We start from the raw sequence: 23,976 nt of genomic DNA on the forward strand, positions 1-23,976 counted from the left end.
CAAAAAGGAGCGCTGACGTGGAAATTTTATTCGTATTAGGGTTTTTCCTGATGCTGTTGCTGACCGGCGTTTCGCTGTTAGGCGTGCTGGCGGCACTGGTGGTCGCAACCATCGTGATGTTTGTCGGTGGACTGTTTGCAATTGTTATTAAAGTGTTGCCGTGGCTGGTGCTGGCGGTAATTGCGGTCTGGCTGCATCGTGCCTTTTTTGGCGACAGCGATGAGCGAGCACGTCGTAAGCTGCGGCGTAAGATCAACAGGTTAGACCGCAAAGGCTGGCGCTAAATGCGGTGAAGATCACAGTGTGAGAGATTGGTCAGGGCTGATTTGCAATTAAACATATTTTTTACTTATGTTTTCTGGCAGGATGCCTGTCGTCAAATCGATGTGCCATCGACTCGACACGAATTCATCGCCGCTGTCCCTACACCAGCGCGAACAAAAAATAAAAAAAGAGAAGGGCTTCCCGCGGGAGGCCCTTTTTGTTGCTCACTACTATGGAATTAAGAGACAGGATCCCTGCGTGGCGCGGCTCTCCAGCATCTGGTGCGCTTTGCTGGCCTCTTTCAGCGCAAACTTCTGCTGCTCCGGCACATCAACTTTAATTGCGCCACTCGCCAGCAGCGAGAAAAGCTCGGCACTGGCGGTTTCCAGCTCCTGACGGTTGGTGATATAGCCAAACAGTGAAGGGCGGGTCACAAACAGCGAGCCTTTCTTATTCAGAATGCCGAGATCAATCCCGGTCACCGGACCCGAAGCATTGCCAAAACTGACCATCAGCCCATGACGGCGCAATGAGTCCAGCGATGCTTCCCAGGTATCTTTGCCCACGGAGTCATAAACTACGCCCACTTTTTTTCCATCGGTCAGTTCGCTGACGCGTTGCGCAATATTCTCTTCGCGGTAGTTAATCGTCGCCCAGGCGCCGGCCTTTTTCGCCATCGCTGCCTTTTCTGCTGACCCGACTGTGCCAATCAAATGGGCACCCAGCGCTTTTGCCCACTGACAGGCAATTAACCCGACGCCGCCCGCTGCGGCATGAAACAGAAAGGTCTCACCGGCGCTGATTTTATAGGTCTGGCGCAGCAGATATTGTGTGGTCAGCCCTTTCAGGTAGCTGGCTGCGCCCTGCTCAAAGCTGATCGCCTCCGGGAGATGCATCAGGCGATCTTCCGCCACGTTGTGCACTTCGCTATAGGCCCCCATCGACGCCAGACAGTAGACCACGCGATCGCCGGGCTTAAATAATGTCACGCCACGTCCAACCCGCGACACCACGCCTGCGGCTTCTGTACCCAGGCCAGAGGGAAAAGCGGCGACCGGATAAAGCCCGCTGCGAACATAGGTATCGATGTAATTAATCCCGATAGCGCGATGTTCTACCTGCACTTCATGTTCGGCCGGGTCAGCAGGTTCAAAATCTGTCCACTCTAAAACGTCCGGGCCGCCATGTGCGCTGAACTGAATACGCTTTGCCATTCTGACTCCTGTGATTGTTTCATCATGAGGGTGAGGCACGCACCCCAACTAAGGTATACTTGCGCGTCCCCACAGAAGATCGGTAATGCATTCACTATGGCAGGAAATAAACCCACCAACAAATCGAACGAAACGCAGGATCGCCAGCTCGCAGGCGTGAAAATGCCCCCGCATTCGCTGGAAGCGGAGCAGTCGGTGCTCGGTGGGTTAATGCTGGATAACGAGCGCTGGGACAATGTCTCTGAGCGCGTCGTCGCGAATGATTTTTTCAACCGCTCGCATCGGCTGATTTTTTCAGAGATGCAGCGGCTGCTGGAAAACAGCAAGCCCATTGACCTGATTACGCTCTCCGAATCGCTGGAAACCCGTGGCGAACTGGAGATGGCGGGCGGCTTCGCCTATCTGGCGGAACTGGCGAAAAACACCCCGAGCGCGGCGAACATCGGCGCCTATGCTGACATCGTGCGCGAACGTGCGGTGGTGCGTGAGATGATCGCCGTCGCTAACCAGATTGCCGATGCCGGTTATGATCCGCAGGGGCGTAACAGCGAAGAGCTGCTCGACTTCGCGGAGTCGAACGTCTTTAAAATTGCGGAAGCCCGCGCGGATAAGGATGCTGGTCCGAAAAACATCGAGCAGATTCTGGAATCGACCGTTTCGCGTATCGAATCGCTCTATCAGACACCGCACGATGGCGTCACCGGCGTCGATACCGGCTATCAGGATCTGAATAAAAAGACCGCGGGCCTGCAGGGTTCTGATCTGATTATTGTTGCAGCACGTCCTTCGATGGGTAAAACCACCTTTGCGATGAACCTGTGCGAAAACGCCGCCATGCTGCAGGAAAAACCGGTGCTGATCTTCAGTCTGGAGATGCCCAGCGAGCAGATCATGATGCGTATGCTGGCGTCACTCTCCCGCGTCGATCAGACCCGCATCCGTACCGGGCAGCTGGATGATGAGGACTGGGCGCGTATTTCCGGCACCATGGGCATCCTGCTGGAGAAGAAGAACATGTACATTGATGACTCTTCCGGCCTGACGCCCACCGAAGTGCGTTCACGCGCCCGACGCATCTACCGTGAAAACGGTGGATTAAGCATGATCATGATCGACTATCTGCAGCTGATGCGCGTGCCGTCGCTGTCGGACAACCGTACGCTGGAAATTGCTGAGATCTCCCGCTCGCTGAAAGCACTGGCCAAAGAGCTGAACGTGCCGGTTGTGGCGCTGTCGCAGCTTAACCGCTCGCTGGAGCAGCGAGCCGATAAACGTCCGGTCAACTCGGATCTGCGTGAATCGGGCTCGATCGAGCAGGATGCGGATTTGATCATGTTTATCTATCGCGATGAGGTTTACCACGAAAACAGCGATCTTAAAGGGATCGCGGAGATCATTCTGGGTAAACAGCGTAACGGCCCGATCGGTACGGTACGCCTGACCTTTAACGGTCAGTGGTCACGCTTCGACAACTACGCTGGCCCGCAATACGACGACGAATAATCCCCGGTTTGTGCTGTCATGCACGATCTGTGCATGACAGCCCCCATCATCACAAAATAGTGTTGGACAACCTCTCGGGTTATCGGGTTATCTGTAACAAAGCGACGCCCATCACGCTGTGGAAACGGAATGACTCACGTAGACGATTACGACCTTAAAATCCTGACTTTATTACAATCCAACGGCCGTCTGACCAATCAGGAACTCAGCGATCTGGTCGGCCTTTCTGCCTCACAATGTTCCCGCCGTCGTATCAATCTGGAACAGGCTAATCTGATCCTGGGTTATCATGCCCGGCTGTCGCCCGATGCCATCGGGCTTGGCATGGTGGGATTGATTGAGGTGCGTTTAATTAACCACACCGCAGAATATGTTGAGAGCTTTCACCGGATGGTGGAGCAGGAACAGGCGATCGTGGATGCCTATAAAACCACCGGCGATGCGGACTATCTGCTTAAAGTGGCAGTGGCCGATCTCAATTCCCTTAGTGCGTTAATCAGCCAGTTAGTCGCGGGCCACCAGAGCGTTTCCCATGTGAAAACCTCGGTAGTGCTGGGACGCATGAAAGAGAACGGGCTGATGATGCTGCCTGAGCAGAAGACGCGCTAAAAAGGTGCGCGCTGTGCGCTTTTGGTGCACACTTGCGGCAATTAATGCGAAGAGCGCGCATAGAGTCGGACTTTAACGCATAGGTTGACGGTATCTGCCGGAATTTATGCACAAAGTTCTTTTTTAAAGCGCCTTAGATATCAATGGGATATCGCTGGCACCCGGTTTACAGCAGTTCAGTGCTGTGGCGATGGTGCGTTTTTTGCATCGAAACCGCATCCTTTGCACTGAGAAAACCCCATGGATAACATCGCAGAACCCTCCCGCGTCCCGCATTCGCGCATTGAAGATGCGCTGGCGATGGTGCTTGGCACCCTGATGGTCTCGTTCGGCGTCATTATGCTGAAACAGGCGGGAGCGCTGACCGGCAGCACCGCAGGCATCGCCTTTCTGATCAGCTACCTGTCGCCGCTTTCGTTCGGCAGCGCGTTCTTCCTGATCAACATCCCTTTTTACTGGCTGGCGGTAAAACGCATGGGCTGGGAATTTACGCTGAAAACCTTCTGCGCCGTCGGTCTGGTATCGCTGTTCACCCAGCTGCACCCGCTGTTCGTCCACTTTTCTGACCTTAACCCCTTCTATGCGACACTGTTCGGTAACGTCATCATGGGAATCGGGTTTATAGTGTTATTTCGTCATAAGGCGAGCCTGGGCGGCGTCAATATTCTGGCGCTGTGGCTACAGGATCGCTTTGGGATCCGCGCGGGGAAACTGCAAATGGTGGTCGATACCTGCGTCGTGCTGGCGTCACTCTTTGTGGTGAGCGGCCCCATCCTGCTCGCGTCGATTGCGGGTGCGGTGATCCTGAATCTGATTATTGCAATGAACCACCGTCCGGGACGCTATCGGGTTTAATCCGCATCTTCCCTCTGGACCAATCATGGAGACCTACACCGTGTTTCAAAACGTTGATGCCTATGCTGGCGATCCGATTCTGTCGTTGATGGAAGCCTTCAAACAAGACCCACGCGAACACAAAGTTAACCTGAGTATCGGCCTCTATTACGACGAAAAGGGCATCATCCCGCAGCTGAAGGCTGTAGCCGCTGCCGAAGAGCAGATCTATGCTGAGCCGCATCAGGCATCACTCTATCTGCCAATGGAAGGGCTGAACAGCTACCGTAGTGCGATTGCACCGCTGCTGTTTGGTGCCGATCATCCGGTGTTAAACGCGGGCCGTATCGCCTCTATTCAGACGCTGGGCGGTTCTGGCGCGCTGAAAGTGGGCGCGGATTTCCTTAAGCGCTACTTCCCGCAGTCTGCGGTCTGGGTCAGCGATCCGACCTGGGAGAACCACGTCGCGATTTTTAATGGTGCAGGTTTTGAGGTAAATACCTATCCCTGGTATGACGCAGAGACCCACGGCGTGCGGTTTGATGCCTTTATCAGCACCCTGAAAACCCTGCCAGCGCAGAGCGTCGTGCTGCTGCATCCCTGCTGTCATAACCCGACCGGTGCTGACCTGACTGATGCGCAGTGGGATCAGACCGTTGAGGTGCTGAAAGCACAGCAGCTGATCCCATTCCTGGATATCGCCTATCAGGGCTTTGGGGCCGGCATGCAGCAGGATGCCTATGCGTTGCGCGCGGTCGCGGCGGCGGGCCTGCCAGCCCTGGTGAGCAACTCCTTCTCCAAAATTTTCTCGCTCTATGGCGAGCGCGTGGGCGGTCTCTCTATCGTCTGTGACAGCGCCGAAGAGTCAGCGCGTGTGCTGGGCCAGTTAAAAGCCACGGTTCGCCGCAACTACTCCAGCCCGCCGAATTTCGGTGCGCAGGTTGTCGCGCGCGTACTCAACGATGACGAGTTGAAAGCCAGCTGGCTGGCTGAAGTGGAAGCGATGCGCTTACGCATTCTGGACATGCGTCAGTCGCTGGTGGACGTGCTGAGCACTGCACTGCCAGGTAAAAACTTCGACTACCTGCTGAAGCAGCGTGGCATGTTCAGCTACACCGGCCTGAGTGCGCAGCAGGTCGATCGTCTGCGCAACGAATTTGGCATCTATCTGGTGGGCAGCGGCCGCATGTGTGTGGCCGGTCTGAACAGCAAAAATGTGCATCAGGTGGCTGAAGCGTTTGCCGCCGTGATGTAACGGCCGCCAGGCTGTAAAAAAAACCGTCAGGGTGCTCTCTGGCGGTTTTTTTATGGGTCAGGGTTTACCTTTCGGCGACATGCTGCACACTTAAACGGGGTAACCGTTTCAGGAATAAGCTATGTGGCATCAACAAACTATTACGCTGAGCGCGAAGCCGCGCGGGTTTCATCTGGTCACCGATGAGATCGTGAACTCGCTCTCCGGACTGCGTGATATCAAAACCGGTCTGCTGCATCTGCTGTTGCAGCACACTTCGGCGTCGTTAACCTTAAATGAGAATTGCGACCCGACGGTGCGCAGCGACATGGAGCAGCATTTCATGCGGCACGTGCCGGAGAATGCGCCTTATCAGCACGATTACGAAGGGCGTGATGATATGCCGGCGCACATCAAATCGTCGATCTTAGGGGTTTCGTTGTTATTACCGGTTCAGCGGGGACGTCTGGTGCTGGGCACCTGGCAGGGTATCTGGCTGGGCGAGCATCGCATTGAGGGCGGTGCCAGGCGGATTGTCGCCACTTTACAAGGGGAATCGTAATGAATAACTCAGACTTTCTGACCTATTGCATGAGCAAGCCGGGCGCGGAGCAGAGCGTCCACAGTGACTGGAAAGCCACGCAGATTAAAAGCAACGGCGTGCTGTTTGCGATGGTACATGAGGCGAAAGGGCGGCCAGCGGTCTCGCTGAAATCGACGCCTGCGCTGGCCGAATTACTGCGCGAAGAGCATAGCGATATTATTCCCAGCGAGCATCTGAACAAGTCACACTGGAGCACGCTGTTCCTGGACGGTTCGCTGAAAGATTCGCAGATCTACTATCTGGTCGATGCCTCATTCCAGCAGGTTGCAACGGCCCGCTAAACGGCAATAAAAAACCCTCTTACCTGAGCAAGAGGGTTTTAGAGACCGCGGGTTACGCGGCAGGCTGCTCGCGCAGGGTATTAATGTCGATAACGAAGCGGTATTTCACATCGCTTTTCAGCATGCGCTCATAGGCTTCATTGATCTGGTCCATCGCGATCAGTTCAATGTCTGACGTAATGCCGTGCTCACCACAGAAATCGAGCATCTCCTGGGTCTCTGCGATGCCGCCAATCAGTGAACCGGCGATGCTGCGACGCTTGAAGATCAGGTTAAATACCTGCGGTGCCGGGTGATCGTGCTCCGGTGCACCCACCAGCGTCATGTTGCCATCCAGCTTCAGCAGGGTGATGAAGGGGTTGAGATCGTGCTGAGCCGCCACGGTATTCAGAATGAAGTCGAAGCTGTTGGCGTGCTGCGCCATCTGCTCCGCATCTTTAGAGATCACGACTTCATCGGCACCCAGACGTTTGCCATCTTCAATTTTGGAAGGCGAGGTGGTGAACAGCACCACATGTGCGCCCATGGCATGGGCAATTTTCACGCCCATATGGCCCAGGCCGCCTAAGCCTACGATACCCACTTTCTTGCCCGGGCCGACATTCCAGTGGCGCAGCGGCGAGTAAGTGGTGATACCGGCACACAGCAGCGGTGCCACGCCCGCCAGCTCCAGGTTCTCGGGAATGCGCAGCACAAAGCTCTCATCAACCACCATCGACGTTGAGTAACCGCCGTAGGTAATGGCGCCGGTTTCACGATCTTCACCGTTATAGGTGCCAACAAAGCCGTTTTCACAATACTGCTCCAGACCCTGCTGACAGCTCGGACAGCTGCGGCACGAATCGACCATGCAGCCTACGCCGACCAGATCGCCGACTTTGTATTTCTGCGTCTGCGGGCCAACGGCCGTGACGCGACCGACAATTTCATGGCCCGGAACCACGGGAAAAATGGTGTTTTTCCACTCATTACGGGCCTGATGCAGGTCTGAGTGGCAAACGCCACAGAACAGCACCTCAAGCTGAACGTCATGGGCGCGCAGCTCACGCGGCTTAAAATCGAACGGTGCCAGTTTGGATTTTGCATCCTGAGCAGCATACGCATGCGTAATATTCATGGTGTCTCCAGTTTCGATGTGTCGTGAGTGTTATTCGATGAAGTGCAGCAGCGTTGATGTGCTGCGAAAACAGGGCGACGCCAGGGGCGTGCCAAAGAGGAACCGCTTAAGGATAGTCAGCGTGGGGAAAAGCGTATATGCCTATACATGTCTGAATCTTGCCTGATTCTGCAATTTTCTGGCTGAATCGACAGGGGAGAGTAAAAGGCCCGCACGCGGCGGGCCTGACAGAATTACTTCTGTAACAGTGGCTTCAGGAAGCGCGCGGTATGTGATTTCTCACATTCCGCCACGGTTTCTGGCGTACCAGCTACCAGGATTTCACCGCCGCCGCTGCCGCCTTCCGGACCCAGGTCGACAATCCAGTCTGCAGTTTTAACCACATCCAGGTTGTGCTCAATCACCACGATGGTGTTGCCCTGATCGCGCAGCTTATGCAGCACTTCCAGCAGCTGCTGGATATCGGCAAAGTGCAGGCCGGTGGTCGGTTCATCCAGAATGTAGAGCGTCTGACCGGTGCCACGCTTTGACAGCTCACGCGCCAGCTTCACGCGCTGGGCTTCACCGCCGGAAAGAGTGGTCGCGGACTGACCGAGGCGGATGTAGGTGAGACCCACATCGATCAGCGTCTGCAGCTTACGCGCCAGCGCCGGCACCGCATCGAAGAACTCACGTGCCTCTTCGATGGTCATCTCCAGCACTTCGTGAATGCTCTTTCCTTTGTACTTCACTTCCAGCGTTTCACGGTTATAGCGTTTGCCTTTGCACTGATCGCACGGCACATAAATGTCCGGCAGGAAGTGCATTTCGACTTTCAGCACGCCATCGCCCTGACAGGCTTCACAGCGTCCGCCACGCACGTTAAAGCTGAAGCGGCCCGGATTATAGCCGCGCGAACGCGCTTCCGGCACGCCCGCAAACAGTTCACGCACCGGGGTGAAGATGCCGGTGTAGGTGGCCGGGTTGGAGCGCGGTGTACGACCAATCGGGCTCTGGTCGATGTCGATTACTTTGTCGAAGTGCTCCAGTCCCGCCACGTCACGGTAAGGTGCCGGTTCGGCGATGGTCGCGCCGTTCAGCGCCCGCTGGGCAATCGGGAAGAGCGTATCGTTGATCAGGGTCGATTTACCCGAGCCGGAAACACCGGTAATACAGGTGAACAGTCCGACCGGCAGCGTCAGCGTGACATCCTTGAGGTTGTTGCCGCGTGCGCCAGTAATCTTCAGGACTTTGGCCGGGTCGCCTTTGACGCGCTCCTCTGGCACTGCAATGCCACGCTTGCCGCTCAGGAACTGGCCGGTCAGTGACGCTTCCTGCGCCATGATCTGATCAACCGTGCCTTCAGCCACCACCTGGCCGCCATGTACGCCCGCACCCGGACCGATATCGATCACATGGTCAGCGGCACGAATCGCATCTTCATCATGCTCAACCACGATCACCGTGTTACCGAGGTCGCGCAGATGAATCAGGGTGCCAAGCAGACGTTCGTTGTCGCGCTGGTGCAGGCCGATTGAAGGCTCATCCAGCACATACATCACGCCGACCAGACCGGCACCGATCTGGCTGGCCAGACGGATACGCTGTGCTTCACCACCGGACAGGGTCTCGGCGGAACGCGACATCGAAAGATAGTTCAGGCCGACGTTGACCAGGAAGCTCAGGCGATCGCCAATCTCTTTCAAAATTTTCTCGGCGATCTGCGCACGCTGGCCGCTGAGTTTCATATTTTCAAAGAAGGACATCGCATGGCCGATGCTCATCTCAGAGATGGTCGGCAGCGTGGTGTTCTCCACGAAGACATGACGCGCTTCACGACGCAGACGGGTTCCTTCACAGCTGGCACAGGCGCGGTTGCTGATAAATTTCGCCAGCTCTTCGCGTACCGCTGAGGACTCGGTCTCTTTGTAGCGGCGCTCCATGTTATTGAGCACCCCTTCAAATGGATGACGGCGCACCGAGGTGTCGCCGCGATCGTTGATGTACTTAAATTCGATGCTCTCTTTGCCTGATCCGTACAGAATCACTTTCTGTACGTTTTCTGGCAGGCTGCCGAACGACGCTTCGATATCAAAATCGAGGTGTTCCGCCAGCGAACGCAGCATCTGGAAGTAGTAGAAATTGCGGCGATCCCAGCCGCGGATTGCACCGCCCGCCAGCGAGAGTTCAGGATTCTGCACCACGCGGTCAGGGTCAAAATATTGCTGTACGCCAAGGCCGTCACAGGTCGGACAGGCGCCCGCCGGGTTGTTAAACGAGAACAGGCGCGGCTCCAGCTCGCTCATGCTGTAACCACAGATCGGGCAGGCGAAGTTAGCCGAGAAGAGCAGCTCTTCTGCGGCGCTGTCATCCATGTCCGCCACGATGGCCGTCCCGCCGGAGAGCTCCAGCGTGGTCTCAAACGATTCCGCCAGGCGGGTTGCGAGATCTTCACGTACTTTAAAGCGGTCAATCACCACTTCAATGGTGTGCTTCTTCTGCAGCTCGAGTTTTGGCGGATCGGAGAGGTCACACACTTCGCCATCAATACGCGCACGGATATAACCTTGCGTCGCCAGATTCTCCAGCGTTTTGGTGTGCTCACCCTTACGATCTTTCACCACCGGCGCCAGCAGCATCAGGCGACGGCCTTCCGGCTGGGAGAGCACCTGATCGACCATCTGGCTGACGGTCTGCGCCGCCAGCGGCACATCATGATCCGGGCAGCGCGGTTCGCCAACGCGGGCAAACAGCAGACGCAGGTAATCATGGATCTCGGTGATGGTTCCCACGGTCGAGCGTGGGTTGTGTGAGGTGGATTTCTGTTCAATGGAAATGGCGGGCGACAAACCTTCGATATGATCGACGTCCGGCTTCTCCATTAACGAAAGAAACTGGCGCGCATACGCAGAGAGCGACTCCACATAGCGGCGCTGACCTTCCGCATACAGCGTATCAAACGCCAGTGAGGATTTACCGGAACCTGACAGGCCGGTTACCACAATGAGTTTGTCGCGTGGGATGGTCAGGTTGATGTTTTTCAAATTATGGGTGCGGGCACCACGAACTTCGATCTTATCCATTCACCTTTCCCGGATTAGCAGCACTCACCGCGCCTTGCCGACACGGCCAGAATAAACGTGTCATTATGGCACAAAAAATAGACTGAATAAATATCCAGTACTCTCAGCCTCCGGCGCGCAGCGGATTAAAACTGGAACCCCGCTCGAAAGTGGGAAACAGACCGCAGGACGTGTTAGAATTGATAGATTAGACTGTATGCATTAACTCATCGGGAGACAGCAACATGGCCAGTCGTGGCGTTAACAAAGTGATTCTTGTCGGGAATCTGGGTCAGGATCCGGAAGTACGTTATATGCCAAATGGTGGCGCTGTTGCCAACATTACGCTGGCTACGTCGGAAAGCTGGCGCGACAAGCAGACCGGTGAAAACAAAGAGATCACTGAGTGGCACCGTGTGGTTCTGTTTGGCAAACTGGCTGAAGTCGCGGGTGAATACCTGAAAAAAGGGTCGCAGGTCTATATCGAAGGCCAGCTGCGCACCCGTAAATGGCAGGATCAGGGTGGCCAGGAGCGTTACACCACCGAAGTCGTGGTTAACGTTGGTGGTACCATGCAGATGCTGGGTGGCCGTCAGCAGGGCGGTAATGCCGGTGCAGGCGCTCCAGCCGGTGGTGGCGCGCAGGGCGGTGGCAACAACAATGGCTGGGGTCAGCCGCAGCAGCCGCAGGGCAACAATAACCAGTTCAGTGGTGGCGCGCAGTCCCGTCCGCAGCCGCAGCCACAGAGCGCGCCGGCCAGCAACAACAACGAACCACCAATGGATTTCGACGACGATATTCCGTTCTGATTCCGTTGGCCAGAGAGTACAAAAAAAGCCCGCTTTGCGGGCTTTTTTTATGCGCGGCGTCTGGCGGCCAGCTACGACCATTCCGCCAGAATCGCCTCCGTGCTCAGCACACGCGGCACGTTGCCGGGGATCAGCAGTGAGGCCCACACGTCATTGTGCTGGTTAATCAGTGCTTCGGCGCTGACCCAGCGGCGGTCTGCCGTGGTGTGCGCATCGGCGGCAACGGTAATCGCATAGCCCGCACTGGCACCGACTTTTATCGTGGTATCCAGGCAGTAGTCAGTGGCACAACCGCACACCACAAATTCCTCTACCGCCAGCCTCTTTAACAGCGCGGCCAGGTCGGTGTGCCAGAAGCTGTCGCAGGCAATTTTAGTCACATAGTGTGCGCCAGCAGGCTGAACGATTTCCGGCAGCAGCCCGAAAGCCGCATTACCCTCGCACATCTCGCCTTCGCGGTGCTGGATAAATATTGTGATATCGGCGCGTTCGGTCAGCCGGTTAATCTGTGCAATCCTTCCCGCTGTGTCGAAGCGTGGCGTGCTGAAGACGCCATTCTGCATATCAATGACCACGACTACCCGCTGTGCCATGCTTAATCCCATCCGGTTTGAAAAAAGCAGTGTTACCTGAGGCATTGCGGAAAGCAATCTTTTGCATTTTCCCCCCTGTCACAGGCATGCTAAACCGACTGGTTAAATAAGGAGAGAGAAGTGGAAGGTGTTCCGGCGAGTTTCCCCTGTGAGAAAGACCGCGCCCGGTTTCAGCAACTCGCCGAGCTGCCCGGTGTGGAACTCTATCAGGCCCACATCTCCCGCTACGCATTTGAACCCCATACCCATGAAGCCTTTGGTATCGGCACCATTGAAGCGGGCGCGCAACGCTTTCGCTACCGCGGCACCGAATATACTGCGCCGGAGAACTCGCTGGTCATGATGAATCCGGATGAGCTGCATACCGGTGAGTCAGCGTGTGAAGAGGGCTGGCGCTACCAGATGATCTACATTCAGCCGCAGCTGATGGATGAACTGACCGGCGATCGCGGCTGGTGGTTCAACGAGGCGCTGTTGACCGATCCGCGCGTGGCGCGGCCGCTCTCCCGCACGCTGGCGACACTCTGGCAGGCGGAATCACCTCTGGCGCGCCAGAGCCTGCTGGCTGAACTGCTGTTGCAGATTCGTCCGCTGGCACGCATGTCCTCACAGGGCAGACCGGATGCACGGCATCGTTTTGATCAGGTAAGAGATTTTCTGCGCGCAAACCTCGCAGAACCGGTGCGGCTGGATGAGCTGGCGGCGCTGGCCTCGCTTTCGCCGTGGCACTTCTTACGCGCCTTTCGTCAGCACTATCACGTTACGCCTCATCAGATGCTGATGGCTTTCCGGCTTTACGACGCCAAGCAAAGGCTGGCACAGGGTGAAGCGGCTGCCAGCGTTGCGGCGGCGGTGGGATTAACCGATCAGGCCCATCTGACCCGCGCCTTTGCAAACCGTTATGGCATCACGCCGGGCCGCTATCAAAAGCAGGTGCGCCAGCCCTGATACCACCGCAATCTGCTACAAGCATTCCCCGCCCGAACCCGCCACACTGAACGAAAAAGCTATATAAGGAAGAAATTATGTTTGCTGGTGTCATGTTTGCCGTCACCGCCGGACTGCTGTGGGGGCTGATCTTTGTCGGGCCGCTGCTGGTGCCTGACTATCCTGGCGCGCTGCAATCGGCGGGACGTTATGTGGCGTTTGGGCTGATTGCGCTGCCGCTGGCCTGGCACGGTCGTCATCGCCTGCGCAAGCTGGCCCGGGCCGACTGGCGTGAGGCGGTAAAGCTCTCGCTGGTGGGAAACCTCTTCTACTATGCGTTTCTGGCGAACGCCATTCAGCGCACTGGCGGGCCGGTCTCCACCATGATTATCGGCACGCTGCCGGTGGTGATCGCTGTGACGGCCAATCTCTGTTACGGCCATCTTGAAGGACGCCTGCCGTGGCGGCGGCTGTTTCCGGCACTGGTCATGATGGCGGCCGGATTACTCTGCGTGAATGCGGCGGAGCTACAGAGTCAGGGCCACACCCTTGATCTCAGCCGTTATCTGACCGGTATCGCGCTGGCGCTGCTGGCTGTGGTCTGCTGGACCTGGTATCCGCTGCGCAATGCCCGCTGGCTGCGTACACATCCCGAACTGCGGCCCTCGACCTGGGCAACAGCGCAGGGAGTCGTGACGCTGCCGATGGCGCTAATCATGTACGCGCTGGTCAGCGCGCAGCTTGCCTGGCAACAGCCGGCTTTTGCACTGCCGTTTGGGCCGCGTCCTGAAGTGTTTATCTCCCTGATGCTGGCGATTGGTCTGCTCTGTTCCTGGCTCGGGACCTTATGCTGGAACGCTGCCAGCCAGCGTCTGCCCACCGTACTGATGGGGCCACTGATTGTTTTTGAGATCCTTTTCGGCCTGTTGTGGACTTTTCTCTGGTATCAAAGCTGGCCACCCCTGCTCACCGTGACGGGGATTATTTGTCTGATGGCTGGTGTCCTGTGGGCAATGCGCATTAAACCGCAGCCTCTCGTCGTCGCGGTTAAAGAGTAAACCGCGAAGATTGCCAAAAGACCTCTGCCGCGCGGATAACACGCCGCGCGGCTTTTTAAGATTAAACCCTACCCCGATTTGCTCGCTCTCCGGCAGATTTGTGCCGCGAAATCGATTTCATGCCTCTGCGTAATCGTGCCTTTACCCCCGAAAGCCTCTTTCATCCCCTGTTTGTCAGTGAAAAAACGGGACTGATGGTCTCCTGAACATAGCCATGTTTAGCGTTGCCAGGGAGGAACTGTTCAGATATCGGTCATTAATCAGGAAAAATCGCGCAGCATTATGGACGTTATGCTTTTATCAGCGGCTTTTTATTGCGGTATGGTCCTGAGAAAGGGAGGCTGAAAACCACTATTAACTTCACTTAGTGATGAATGAGTAAGAAAACTCCGCCGCTGCGTTAATAATTAAAGATTAATCTCTGGCATCAATGATGCGCAATGAAGAGAGCGAAAAGATAGACACATAACGTTAGTGATAAGGAGCAATAAACTATTTATCCTGGATTAATCCTGGAGAAAGTATATGCCATTAACCCATTCCCCGGAATTAAACGCAGCCGCAAAAATTTGAGTCAGGTCCAGCATTAACTCAAATATACGATGATTGTTTTTTGCGCGATGTTTAAATTGGCTTAATGAAATTGAGACGATTTAGTTCCGACGATTAGCTGGGCTTACGTAAGAAAGGGAGGGCCCAATCCCGCGTAAACGAGATTGGGAAGGGAAGAGTAGCCGTAGAATGCGAGACGTTTGCTGTTGTGAATCAATTTTACCGCAAAAAAAGAAGCTTAGCCGTGAAGCCATTCATTAGTTATAAATGGAGCGGAAAAGGGTGCCGCAATTGTCCTGTTAAATGATCTTCATCTCTTCTGGTAAGAACAAATCTCAGCGTTAAGTCTAAAAAGCGCGGTAGCATTGGGGTTTAGCGGTTCTCCGTGCCTGACGGATAATGGTATACGCTGCGACTGATATCTAATAAGCGGCAGCTGCGACGGGTGCCAATGTCAAAGGTGGCCTGCAGGAAATCCACAGCCTGACGTTTTTCATTAGTGGTAAAGAAGTGCTTCAGAACACTCTGCAGCATCTCTTTGTCCGAGTTGAGCGTCTGCAGTTCACGCGTGATGTTCTGCAGTTTTTCTTCCAGCTCTTTGATTTTTCTGCCTTCTTCCGAAGACAACCCAGAAAACTTCTTCTTCCAGCTGTAGAACGTGGCTTCAGAGATGCCTAACTCTTCACAAATCTCTCTGACTTTCACGCCCGATTCAGAAGCTTTAATGGCATTTGTGATTTGATCTTCGCTGTATCGTGACTTTCTCATAAATGCTCTTACCTTTCTTATCGATTAATGGATGAGAATGACTTTAATAATTTCTGGCACTGTAAGATTCTATTAAGGCAGTATTAAAGTGCGCGAATTGAATTGCGAAGCCTAAATTAAGATATTTAGAATAAATATCATCATGGGATAAATCTTATTTTATTCTTATCCGGTGGGCGTGCCTTCCTGGAGGGGGATTTTTGTTATAAATTCATCGCATCCAAAATACGAAAAAATTCTACGTACATTGGATATTTAGCCTGACCGACTTGATTAATATGGCGGGAAGGGCTCTTAAAGGTTGTTTTATTTTCAGCCTGAAATCGTTTCCATCTGAAGTGATTCGCGCCATTTATAATAAGAATTATCCTGAATTAACACTCCGGATCATGATTTACATCTCAATTTTCGGACCAGCTTGGTCTGAAGTCTTACATTTTCGCCAGGCCCACTGAGCGCTTATTAATTCGTTACAGGGATGTTGTACCGAAGCGGTTGTAGTTGAGTAATACTAAGGAAGAGTCGATGAAATTGAGCGTAATGTCTAATGCCGCCTGGATGATGTCTGAGAAGATCATCTCCGTTTTTGGCGTCATTTTTGTGACGTCTTACGTGGCGAAATCCTTTGGCCCAACGGTGTTTGGCCAGATGGCGTTTTCTACTTCACTATTTGCGATGGTGCAAACCGTTGCAATCTTTGGCACCGAAACCATTCTGTTTAAACGCGTCAGCAAAAATGCGTCAAAAGGCCTGCGCCTGATGACCATCGCCCGCACGATGAGAATGGTGCTGTTGCTGGTCACTTCGGTGCCAGTCTTAATCTGGGTCTGGTACAACATGCAGGAAAATTTCCTGGCGTTTGCACTGGCCTCATTTGTTGCCTCGGTTTTTGTCACCCAGGACACCTTCAGCGTTTATAACAACGCGCGTCTTGCCTCGCGTCTTAACACCATCGCCAACGCCGTGGGCATGCTGCTGAGTTTCGGCATCAGCTTCACCGTCGCCTGGCTGCGTCTTAATCCGCTCTGGCTGACGCTGTCGATTGTCGCAGTGACTCTGGTGCCTTATCTGATTAAGCGTCACAACTTCTATCAGGACCATCAGGATCAGATGCCACCGCGCGAAAAGCGCACGGCCTATCTGCGTTATCTGATGTATGCCGGTCTGCCACTGGCGATCTCCAGCATCTTTATCTCTGTGCAGGTAAAAGCGGCGCAGATGTTCCTGGCAGGCACGGCACCCGCGCGCGACCTCGGGCTGTTTGCGGCGGCGAATACCATTTCCGCCTCATGGATTTTTATCCCGGTGGCGCTCATCACCTCCTGCTTCACTGAAATCTTCAGGGAGCGGGGCGAGGTCGCCATTAAGCTGGCTGCGCGGCTCAATGGCTATGTTATGGCGGTTTCATTGCTGATGCTGCTGGTCATTTCGCTTTACGGCGAGCGGATCATCATTGCGTTGTACGGCCCGGAATTCACACAGTCAGGAAGTCTCATTACGTTGCTGTCGATAGCGACCAGCTTTTCGGCAATGGGGACCGTAGCGTATCGCTACATGGTCAAAGAGGGAGGATTTAACTACTTGCTGAGGAAAATCATCTGCCTGATGGTCATCAGTTTGCCGCTCTCCTGGTGGTTGATCCAGGGTCACGGCATCATGGGGGCCGCGTGGAGCGTTTTCCTTTCAGAACTTTTGTCCCTGACCGTAATGAATTACTTCTTTAAAAACGGCGTCATTCAAAAGATTCAGGTTTCCTCACTCAACTACAAAACATACAAATGAGGTCAGATATGCTCAAGTTGAAAGAAGAACTCAGAAGAAGTGTGCAGTATTTTATTAAGAAGATGCCCTGGGCTTATCAGGACCGCATCTACTACTTCCATAAGTTCAGAAAGCTGCCCAATCTGCGTCAGCCAAAAGTGTTCAACGAGAAGGTGTTGTACCGTAAGTTTATCTTCGGCGATTACCAAAGCTATGGTCGTCTGTCAGATAAGTACTCGGTGCGCGAATTCATTGCTGAAAAAATCGGTAATGAATACCTGATCCCGCTGGTACACGAAACGACTGACCCGACCACGCTGAACAGCTTACCCTGCTGGAAGGGGACGGTGATCAAGCCGAACCACGCCTCCAACATGGTAGAGATTCTGCTGGAGGAGCCGGACGCACTGCGCAAGCAGCAGATCATTCATGACTGCTATCGCTGGCTGAAGACCGACTTCGCCAACGAAGCGCGTGAGATTCACTATCGCTACATCAAGCCACGTATCCTGGTTGAGAAGTACATTGGTGATGGCAAAAGCGCGCCCATTGATTACAAGTTTCATATGTTCAACAAGCGTGATGGCAAGTTCGAATATGTGCTCCAGGTGATCTACAACCGCTGCCAGCCGCTGCTGTCGATGAATTTCTACGTGAATAACCTCAATGAGGCCTATCACAAGATTCGCGATACCGGTCTGGATGTCTCACCGATTATGCCGTCACTGGAACATGCGCTCGAACTGAGCAAGAAGCTGGCCAGTGATTTCGACTACGTGCGTGTGGACTGGTATATCCATGACGAGCGCATCTACTTTGGCGAACTGACCTTCACCCCAGGTGCAGGACTGGTCACCGGATTAGATCGTGGTTTAAATCAGATGATGGGAGATATGTGGATTCAGGACCGCCGCGGAACGCAGAGCCCGGGCGTTACAGTGCAGGATGTTAATATCCCTGCCATGTTGAAGAAAATTTAAGCACACACAGCAATATAAAAAACCCCGCTAAGCGGGGTTTTTTATGCGCAAAAATCAGGGCATCGGCCAGTCAGCAGGCGCCTGGCTCATCACATCGATAAAGGCATGCTTTGAGATTTCCAGAAAGTTATGCACGTTATCCATGCTCAGGGTAATGCCCATCAGACCGGTAACAAACCAGCAGGTCATGCCTAAACCAATCCCGCCACACATAAATGCCATCACGTGACGGCTATCCTGACGAAGTTTGGTTTTCAGGGTGCTGGCAAAAAACATCATGATTGCGCTCAGCAATTCCCAACGCATAACAAGTAAACTGGCGGTTAACGTAGCCATCGGCCGGACCTCAATATCAGTAAGTATTCCTGACAATCTGCGGACATCACCGGCGGCGGAAAAGTGTGTCAGGGGGTGCTTTTTCGCCGTCAACCCAGGTTCAAAGTGTGACTTGGGTCACATTATATCACCCGATTTTAAATTTTGAACAAAATTTGACTCTGGTATGGTAGCGGCGTGAGGGAATAGTGAGCAGTAGAAGAAGAACGGCGGGGAAATCAGTCAGATGCGCCCGGGCGGGCGCATCTGAGGGGTCAACGAACCGGACAGCACTCGCCGGTCGTGCGCTGGGTGAAGCTACTGATACCGTCATTGCAGCCAAAACTCAGCAGGCGAGGGCGCTGAATCGCCTGGCGGCGCATGGTATGGCGGTAAGCGGTAGGCGTCTGTGAAAACTGACGACGAAACACACGGGAGAAGGTCTGCTGCGAGTCATAGCCATACTGCATCGCGATATCAAAAACCGGCCGCTGTGTCTGTGACAGCGCTTCCGCTGCCAGCGTCAGACGGCGCTCGCGAATATAGCCACCCAGCGTCTGTTTCGTTACCGAACGGAACATACGCTGCAGATGCCATTTCGAATAGCCCGATTTTGCGGCAACCTCATCGATCGACAGGCTCTTATCCAGGTTCTGGTCAATCCAGTGCGTCAGGGAATGAATGATCTCTTCTTGCATCATGGTCTCATCCTTCTGGTGCTTAATAAGCGGTAATGGGAGTTTAGTGGTTTTGATGGAGAGCGAGTATAATTCCTCAAGTTAACTTGAGGTAAAGAGCCTGATGAAAAAAGAACGCAACTATCCGAAACCGGTCTTAACACCGGGTGAAGTGGCGCGCCGCAGCGGTGTGGCGGTTTCGGCGCTGCACTTTTATGAGACAAAAGGACTTATTTTCAGCACCCGCAACAGCGGCAATCAGCGGCGATACAGCCGTGACGTGCTGCGACGCGTCGCGATTATCAAGATTGCGCAGCGTATCGGCATTCCGCTGGCAACGGTCAGTGACAGCCTGGATCACATTCCGCCTGACAAGCGCATGTCGACACCGGAGTGGGATGCGCTGACGCAGCACTGGCGCGAAGAGCTGGATAAGCGCATTGAAACCCTGACCCGCCTGCGTAATGACCTGGATGGCTGTATCGGCTGCGGCTGTTTGTCGATGCGCGACTGCCCGCTGCGCAATCCCGGCGACCGGCTGGGTCAGCAGGGCTCGGGTGCGGTGCTGCTTGACCCGGAACAGGATGATAAACATCCGGATGTGGAGTGACGTCTATACTTGGTGAAGGTCAAAACACAGGGAATCATGATGATCACCGTTCACCATCTTGAGAAATCGCGCTCACATCGGGTGCTGTGGCTGCTGGAAGAGCTGGAAGTGCCGTACCAGATTAAACGCTATCAACGCGAACCGACCATGCTGGCCCCGGAGGCGCTGAAAAAAGTGCATCCACTGGGAAAATCACCGGTCATTACCGACGGGAACCAGGTAGTGGCAGAGTCAGGTGCCATTCTCGAATATCTTGAAGAGAAATATGATCACGAGTTCCGGCTCAAAGTGAGTGATGAGGCGTCACGGCTGCAGTGCCGCTACTGGCTGCACTATGCCGAAGGCTCGCTGATGCCGCTGCTGGTGATGAAGCTGATCTTCGGTCAGATGGGTAAAGCACCGGTGCCGTGGCTGCTGCGTCCGGTCGGGGCGGCATTCGGTAAAGGCGTGCAGAAAGCGTTCCTGGATAAACAGCTTAAGCCACACATGCAGATGATCGAACAGCATCTGGCTGCAAATCCCTGGTTCGCCGGTCAGCGCTTCAGTATCGCTGATATCCAGATGAGCTTTCCGCTCCTGGCGCTTGCGCGACGTGCCGGACTGGAGCAGATGCCCGCCAGCCAGAAATGGCTGCAGACTGTGCAACAGCGTGCCGCCTGGCAGCGCGCGATCGATCAGGGCGGCGAGCTTTCGCTGCCAGGTTAATTCCCCTCTTCCACTGGCGGGTCGTGTCTCATCACGGCTGCGCCGGTGCGCATCCCCCTGAAAATCGCGTTAACTTCAGGGCGTCAGCGTTTGACGTCGGCCTGGGCCACGTGGCTGCTGGCCACTTAAGCCTGATCTTTATGCTGAAGAATCTCCCTCTGACAGTTGAAAATGTGCCGCTAAACGCCGGATAATCGCATGCCTTTTTATCTGGCCGCTTCTGGCGGCCAACTATCTGCGGCAAGGTAAACGTTTGCCTGTCGGATAAAACCCGACAGTGACGCCGTCTACCCGCTTATTCCAGGGACAGCGATGGTCGCAGAGCGATCCACACAACAAAAATTTTTGAGGCTCAACTATGTCAACTGAATCACGCCCGGCCAGTGGAAAACTGGACGCCTGGTTCTCGATCTCGGCGCGCGGCAGCAGCGTGCGCCAGGAAATTCTGGCCGGACTTACCACCTTCCTGGCGATGGTCTACTCCGTCATCGTGGTGCCGGGGATGCTGGGCAAGGCCGGTTTTCCCCCCACTGCCGTGTTTGTCGCCACCTGCCTGGTTGCCAGCTTTGGTTCCATCATCATGGGACTGTGGGCCAATCTGCCGATGGCAATTGGCTGTGCAATCTCCTTAACCGCCTTTACCGCTTTCAGCCTCGTGCTGGGCCAGCACATCAGCGTGCCGGTTGCGCTGGGCGCGGTGTTCCTGATGGGCCTGCTGTTTACCCTGATCTCAGTGACCGGCATTCGTGCCTGGATCCTGCGTAATCTGCCGATGGGCGTGGCGCACGGCACTGGCGTCGGAATTGGCCTGTTTTTGCTGCTGATTGCGGCTGACGGTGTAGGCCTGGTAGTGAAAAACCCGGCACCGGGCCTGCCGGTGGCGCTGGGCCACTTCACCACCTTCCCGGTAATGATGACGCTGCTGGGACTGGCAGCAATTATTGGACTGGAGAAGCGCCGGATGCCCGGCGGTATACTCATGACAATTATCGCCATTTCGCTGCTGGGGCTGATTTTCGATCCGGCGGTGAGCTACAAAGGATTGTTTGCGCTGCCGAGCCTGCGTGATGCCAGCGGTGAGTCGCTGCTGTTCAGCCTCGACATTATGGGCGCGATGCAGCCGGTCGTGCTGCCAAGCGTGCTGGCACTGGTGATGACGGCGGTCTTTGACGCGACCGGCACCATTCGCGCGGTCGCGGGTCAGGCAAATCTGCTGGATAAACAGGGCCAGATTATCAATGGTGGCCGTGCGCTGACTAGCGACTCCGTCAGCAGCCTGTTCGCGGGTCTGGTGGGCGCGTCACCGGCTGCGGTTTATATCGAATCGGCGGCAGGAACGGCGGCGGGGGGTAAAACCGGTCTTACCGCGATTGTGGTCGGCCTGCTGTTCCTTGCCATTCTGTTTATGTCACCGCTGGCGTATCTGGTGCCGGCTTACGCCACCGCCCCCGCGCTGATGTATGTGGGTCTGCTGATGCTGAGCAACGTGGCGAAAGTGGACTTCAATGATTTTGTCGATGCGATGTCGGGCCTGTTAACGGCGGTGATTATCGTGCTCACCTGTAACATCGTAACCGGTATTATGATCGGCTTCGCCAGCCTGGTCGTGGGGCGTCTCTTCGCGGGGGAATGGCGCAAGCTCAACGTCGGCACCGTCATTATTGCTATCGCGCTGGTGGCGTTTTACGCCGGTGGCTGGGCGATCTGACTGTACAACCGGGCGTGCGGCTGCACGTCCGGAATTTTTCACTATTTTCCCGCCCGGCGCACGCGTAGCTGACAATCTTCACCGCAGTTTGTTTTACACTTTAGCGCTTAACCAATGATTGAAAGAAACGACGCCTAAGGAAAGCATGGAAATCTTTTTTACAATTCTCATCATGACGCTGGTCGTGTCGCTCTCTGGCGTCGCGGCTCGTATCCTCCCTTTTCAGATCCCGTTGCCGCTGGTTCAGATCGCCGTGGGTGCGATGCTGGCCTGGCCAACTTTTGGTCTGCATGTCGACTTTGACCCGGAGCTGTTTCTGGTGCTCTTTATTCCGCCGCTGCTGTTCGCGGATGGCTGGAAGACGCCGATCAGTGAGTTCCTGCATCATGGTCGCGAGATAATTGGCTTAGCACTGGCGCTGGTCCTGATTACCGTGATCGGCATCGGCTATCTGATCTACTGGCTGGTACCAGGTATCCCGCTGATCCCTGCCTTTGCGCTGGCGGCGGTGCTGTCACCGACCGATGCCGTGGCGCTCTCAGGCATTGTCGGTGAAGGCCGTATTCCCAAGAAGATTATGTCGATCGTGCAGGGCGAAGCCCTGATGAATGACGCTTCGGGCCTGGTATCGCTGAAATTTGCCGTGGCAGTCGCCATGGGTACCATGGTGTTTACCTGGGGCGGTGCCAGCGTTGAGTTCCTGAAAGTGGCGGTGGGTGGTCTGATTGCGGGTGTCGCGATCTGCTGGCTCTACGGTAAGTCACTGCGCCTGCTCAGCCGCTGGAGCGGTGACGATCCGGCTACCCAGACCGTACTGCTGCTGCTGCTGCCGTTCGCCTCTTACCTGATTGCTGAACATCTGGGTGTCTCAGGCATCCTGGCGGCCGTGGCTGCCGGTATGACCATCACCCGTTCCGGTATTATTCGTCAGGCACCGCTGGCGATGCGCCTGCGTGCCAACAGCGTCTGGCAGATGCTGGAGTTCGTCTTTAACGGCATGGTCTTCCTGATGCTGGGCCTGCAGTTGCCGGATATTCTGCAGACCTCTGTCGATCAGGCGCAGGCCGATCCGAACGTCGAGCTCTGGATGCTGTTTGCCGATATCGGGCTGGTCTATGCCGCGCTGATGATCGTGCGTTTTGGCTGGCTGTGGATTATGCAGCGCTTCAGCAAACGCCTGCTGAAGAAGAAGCCGCTGGAGTTCTCCAACTACTCGTTGCGTGAACTGCTGATCGCCTCCTTTGCGGGTGTGCGCGGCGCGATTACCCTGGCCGGTGTCCTGTCGATTCCGCTGTTCCTGACCAACGGCGAGCCTTTCCCGGCGCGTTATGAACTGGTCTTTATCGCCACCGGCGTGATTCTCTTCTCGCTGCTGGTGGGAGTGGTGATTCTGCCGATTCTGCTGCGCGGCATTGATACCATTGATAAAGGCGCACACCGTCGCGAGTTGCAGAATGCGCGAGCGGTAATGGCAGGCGCAGCCATTGAGAGCCTGCACAAGATGGAAGAGCGGCTGGAGAATGAGTCGGAAGAGAACATCGACCCGGAGCTGCTTAAAGAGGTGAGTCTGCGGGTGATTGGCAACTTACGTCGTCGCGCTGAAGGGAAGAATGACCTTGAACACGCGCTGTTCGCCGAGAACCTGGAGCGTCGCTTCCGCCTGACCGGACTGCGTGCCGAACGTGCTGAGGTCTATCATCTGCGCGCCACCCAGCAAATCTCCAATGAGACGATGCAGAAGTTACTGCACGACCTGGATCTGCTGGAAGCGCTGCTGATCGAAAAAGAGGAGTAAGTCCTGACTGGCACGCC

Annotated in this window: 23 protein-coding genes; 16 read left to right on the plus strand and 7 right to left on the minus strand. The window is 55.0% G+C overall.

Going from position 1 to position 23,976, the window contains the following annotated elements; translation table 11 throughout:
* Positions 1-17: 17 nt before the first annotated feature.
* Positions 18-284 (plus strand): envelope stress response protein PspG, encoded by a 267-nt coding sequence (gene pspG / locus HFD95_RS12715; RefSeq protein ID WP_010252199.1) that lies wholly within the window; start codon positions 18-20, stop codon positions 282-284.
* A 210-nt stretch (positions 285-494) separates the two neighbouring features.
* Here the strand turns inward: pspG and HFD95_RS12720 are convergent, their stop codons facing one another.
* On the minus strand, positions 495-1,478 hold the full coding sequence (locus HFD95_RS12720) for a quinone oxidoreductase (RefSeq protein ID WP_010252198.1): 984 nt from the start codon (positions 1,476-1,478) through the stop codon (positions 495-497).
* 96 nt (positions 1,479-1,574) lie between these two features.
* On the opposite strand from HFD95_RS12720, the gene dnaB reads away from it, so the two are divergent.
* The 6 genes from dnaB to HFD95_RS12750 all read left to right on the plus strand — a co-directional run bounded on the left by dnaB (position 1,575) and on the right by HFD95_RS12750 (position 6,543).
* A complete protein-coding gene (dnaB, locus tag HFD95_RS12725; protein ID WP_010252197.1) occupies positions 1,575-2,981 on the plus strand; it encodes a replicative DNA helicase in 1,407 nt (468 codons plus the stop codon).
* 129 nt (positions 2,982-3,110) lie between these two features.
* Positions 3,111-3,590 carry an Lrp/AsnC family transcriptional regulator gene (locus HFD95_RS12730; RefSeq protein ID WP_010252196.1) on the plus strand — a complete coding sequence of 160 codons (480 nt, stop codon included), beginning with the start codon at positions 3,111-3,113 and terminating at the stop codon, positions 3,588-3,590.
* A 240-nt stretch (positions 3,591-3,830) separates the two neighbouring features.
* Positions 3,831-4,445 carry a YitT family protein gene (locus tag HFD95_RS12735; protein ID WP_167430323.1) on the plus strand — a complete coding sequence of 205 codons (615 nt, stop codon included), beginning with the start codon at positions 3,831-3,833 and terminating at the stop codon, positions 4,443-4,445.
* 40 nt (positions 4,446-4,485) lie between these two features.
* On the plus strand, positions 4,486-5,679 hold the full coding sequence (locus tag HFD95_RS12740; RefSeq protein ID WP_010252191.1) for an amino acid aminotransferase: 1,194 nt from the start codon (positions 4,486-4,488) through the stop codon (positions 5,677-5,679).
* A gap of 121 nt (positions 5,680-5,800) precedes the next feature.
* Positions 5,801-6,220: a secondary thiamine-phosphate synthase enzyme YjbQ gene (locus tag HFD95_RS12745; RefSeq protein ID WP_010252188.1), complete on the plus strand. Its 420-nt coding sequence runs from the start codon at positions 5,801-5,803 to the stop codon at positions 6,218-6,220.
* Positions 6,220-6,543 carry an MmcQ/YjbR family DNA-binding protein gene (locus tag HFD95_RS12750; protein WP_089414666.1) on the plus strand — a complete coding sequence of 108 codons (324 nt, stop codon included), beginning with the start codon at positions 6,220-6,222 and terminating at the stop codon, positions 6,541-6,543. Before HFD95_RS12745 ends, HFD95_RS12750 begins: the two co-directional genes overlap by 1 nt.
* Before the next feature lie 52 nt (positions 6,544-6,595).
* On the opposite strand, the gene HFD95_RS12755 is transcribed toward HFD95_RS12750, so the two are convergent.
* Both HFD95_RS12755 and uvrA read right to left on the minus strand, forming a co-directional pair.
* A complete protein-coding gene (locus HFD95_RS12755) occupies positions 6,596-7,660 on the minus strand; it encodes an NAD(P)-dependent alcohol dehydrogenase (RefSeq protein ID WP_010252184.1) in 1,065 nt (354 codons plus the stop codon).
* Between the two features lie 233 nt (positions 7,661-7,893).
* Complete coding sequence (uvrA, locus tag HFD95_RS12760; RefSeq protein WP_010252182.1) at positions 7,894-10,722, minus strand: excinuclease ABC subunit UvrA; 2,829 nt, start codon at positions 10,720-10,722, stop codon at positions 7,894-7,896.
* Positions 10,723-10,946: 224 nt separating this feature from the next.
* Here uvrA and ssb1 point away from each other — a divergent pair, with 224 nt between their 5' ends.
* A complete protein-coding gene (ssb1, locus tag HFD95_RS12765) occupies positions 10,947-11,510 on the plus strand; it encodes a single-stranded DNA-binding protein SSB1 (RefSeq protein ID WP_010252180.1) in 564 nt (187 codons plus the stop codon).
* A gap of 71 nt (positions 11,511-11,581) precedes the next feature.
* On the opposite strand, the gene HFD95_RS12770 is transcribed toward ssb1, so the two are convergent.
* Positions 11,582-12,103, minus strand: a complete 522-nt coding sequence (locus HFD95_RS12770) for an isochorismatase family protein (RefSeq protein ID WP_167430324.1) — start codon at positions 12,101-12,103, stop codon at positions 11,582-11,584.
* A gap of 120 nt (positions 12,104-12,223) precedes the next feature.
* On the opposite strand from HFD95_RS12770, the gene HFD95_RS12775 reads away from it, so the two are divergent.
* Both HFD95_RS12775 and HFD95_RS12780 read left to right on the plus strand, forming a co-directional pair.
* Positions 12,224-13,051 carry an AraC family transcriptional regulator gene (locus HFD95_RS12775; RefSeq protein ID WP_010252176.1) on the plus strand — a complete coding sequence of 276 codons (828 nt, stop codon included), beginning with the start codon at positions 12,224-12,226 and terminating at the stop codon, positions 13,049-13,051.
* A 77-nt stretch (positions 13,052-13,128) separates the two neighbouring features.
* Complete coding sequence (locus HFD95_RS12780) at positions 13,129-14,088, plus strand: DMT family transporter (RefSeq protein WP_167430325.1); 960 nt, start codon at positions 13,129-13,131, stop codon at positions 14,086-14,088.
* A 924-nt stretch (positions 14,089-15,012) separates the two neighbouring features.
* Here the strand turns inward: HFD95_RS12780 and HFD95_RS12785 are convergent.
* Entirely contained in the window at positions 15,013-15,408 is a 396-nt protein-coding gene (locus tag HFD95_RS12785; RefSeq protein ID WP_003855733.1) for a transposase, read from the minus strand.
* A gap of 525 nt (positions 15,409-15,933) precedes the next feature.
* On the opposite strand from HFD95_RS12785, the gene HFD95_RS12790 reads away from it, so the two are divergent.
* Together HFD95_RS12790 and HFD95_RS12795 are read left to right on the plus strand one after the other, a co-directional pair.
* The gene (locus HFD95_RS12790) at positions 15,934-17,190 is read left to right on the plus strand and encodes an oligosaccharide flippase family protein (protein WP_031591774.1); all 1,257 of its coding nucleotides are present in this window, start codon (positions 15,934-15,936) and stop codon (positions 17,188-17,190) included.
* Positions 17,191-17,198: 8 nt separating this feature from the next.
* Positions 17,199-18,149 carry an ATP-grasp fold amidoligase family protein gene (locus tag HFD95_RS12795; protein ID WP_010252168.1) on the plus strand — a complete coding sequence of 317 codons (951 nt, stop codon included), beginning with the start codon at positions 17,199-17,201 and terminating at the stop codon, positions 18,147-18,149.
* Positions 18,150-18,203: 54 nt separating this feature from the next.
* Here HFD95_RS12795 and HFD95_RS12800 read toward each other — a convergent pair whose 3' ends face one another.
* Together HFD95_RS12800 and soxS are read right to left on the minus strand one after the other, a co-directional pair.
* Positions 18,204-18,485, minus strand: a complete 282-nt coding sequence (locus tag HFD95_RS12800) for a YjcB family protein (RefSeq protein WP_010252166.1) — start codon at positions 18,483-18,485, stop codon at positions 18,204-18,206.
* Between the two features lie 254 nt (positions 18,486-18,739).
* A complete protein-coding gene (soxS, locus tag HFD95_RS12805; RefSeq protein ID WP_010252163.1) occupies positions 18,740-19,165 on the minus strand; it encodes a superoxide response transcriptional regulator SoxS in 426 nt (141 codons plus the stop codon).
* A 100-nt stretch (positions 19,166-19,265) separates the two neighbouring features.
* Here soxS and soxR point away from each other — a divergent pair, with 100 nt between their 5' ends.
* From soxR to HFD95_RS12825, 4 genes are all read left to right on the plus strand, one after another.
* On the plus strand, positions 19,266-19,751 hold the full coding sequence (gene soxR, locus HFD95_RS12810) for a redox-sensitive transcriptional activator SoxR (RefSeq protein WP_010252161.1): 486 nt from the start codon (positions 19,266-19,268) through the stop codon (positions 19,749-19,751).
* Positions 19,752-19,790: 39 nt separating this feature from the next.
* Positions 19,791-20,456, plus strand: a complete 666-nt coding sequence (locus HFD95_RS12815; RefSeq protein WP_010252159.1) for a glutathione S-transferase family protein — start codon at positions 19,791-19,793, stop codon at positions 20,454-20,456.
* A gap of 358 nt (positions 20,457-20,814) precedes the next feature.
* Positions 20,815-22,164 (plus strand): NCS2 family permease, encoded by a 1,350-nt coding sequence (locus HFD95_RS12820; protein WP_022625223.1) that lies wholly within the window; start codon positions 20,815-20,817, stop codon positions 22,162-22,164.
* Positions 22,165-22,309: 145 nt separating this feature from the next.
* Positions 22,310-23,959 (plus strand): Na+/H+ antiporter, encoded by a 1,650-nt coding sequence (locus HFD95_RS12825; RefSeq protein WP_010252155.1) that lies wholly within the window; start codon positions 22,310-22,312, stop codon positions 23,957-23,959.
* Positions 23,960-23,976 lie beyond the last annotated feature (17 nt).

The sequence above is a fragment of the Pantoea sp. EKM10T genome (genome assembly GCF_011800685.1).
Lineage (GTDB): Bacteria > Pseudomonadota > Gammaproteobacteria > Enterobacterales > Enterobacteriaceae > Pantoea > Pantoea agglomerans.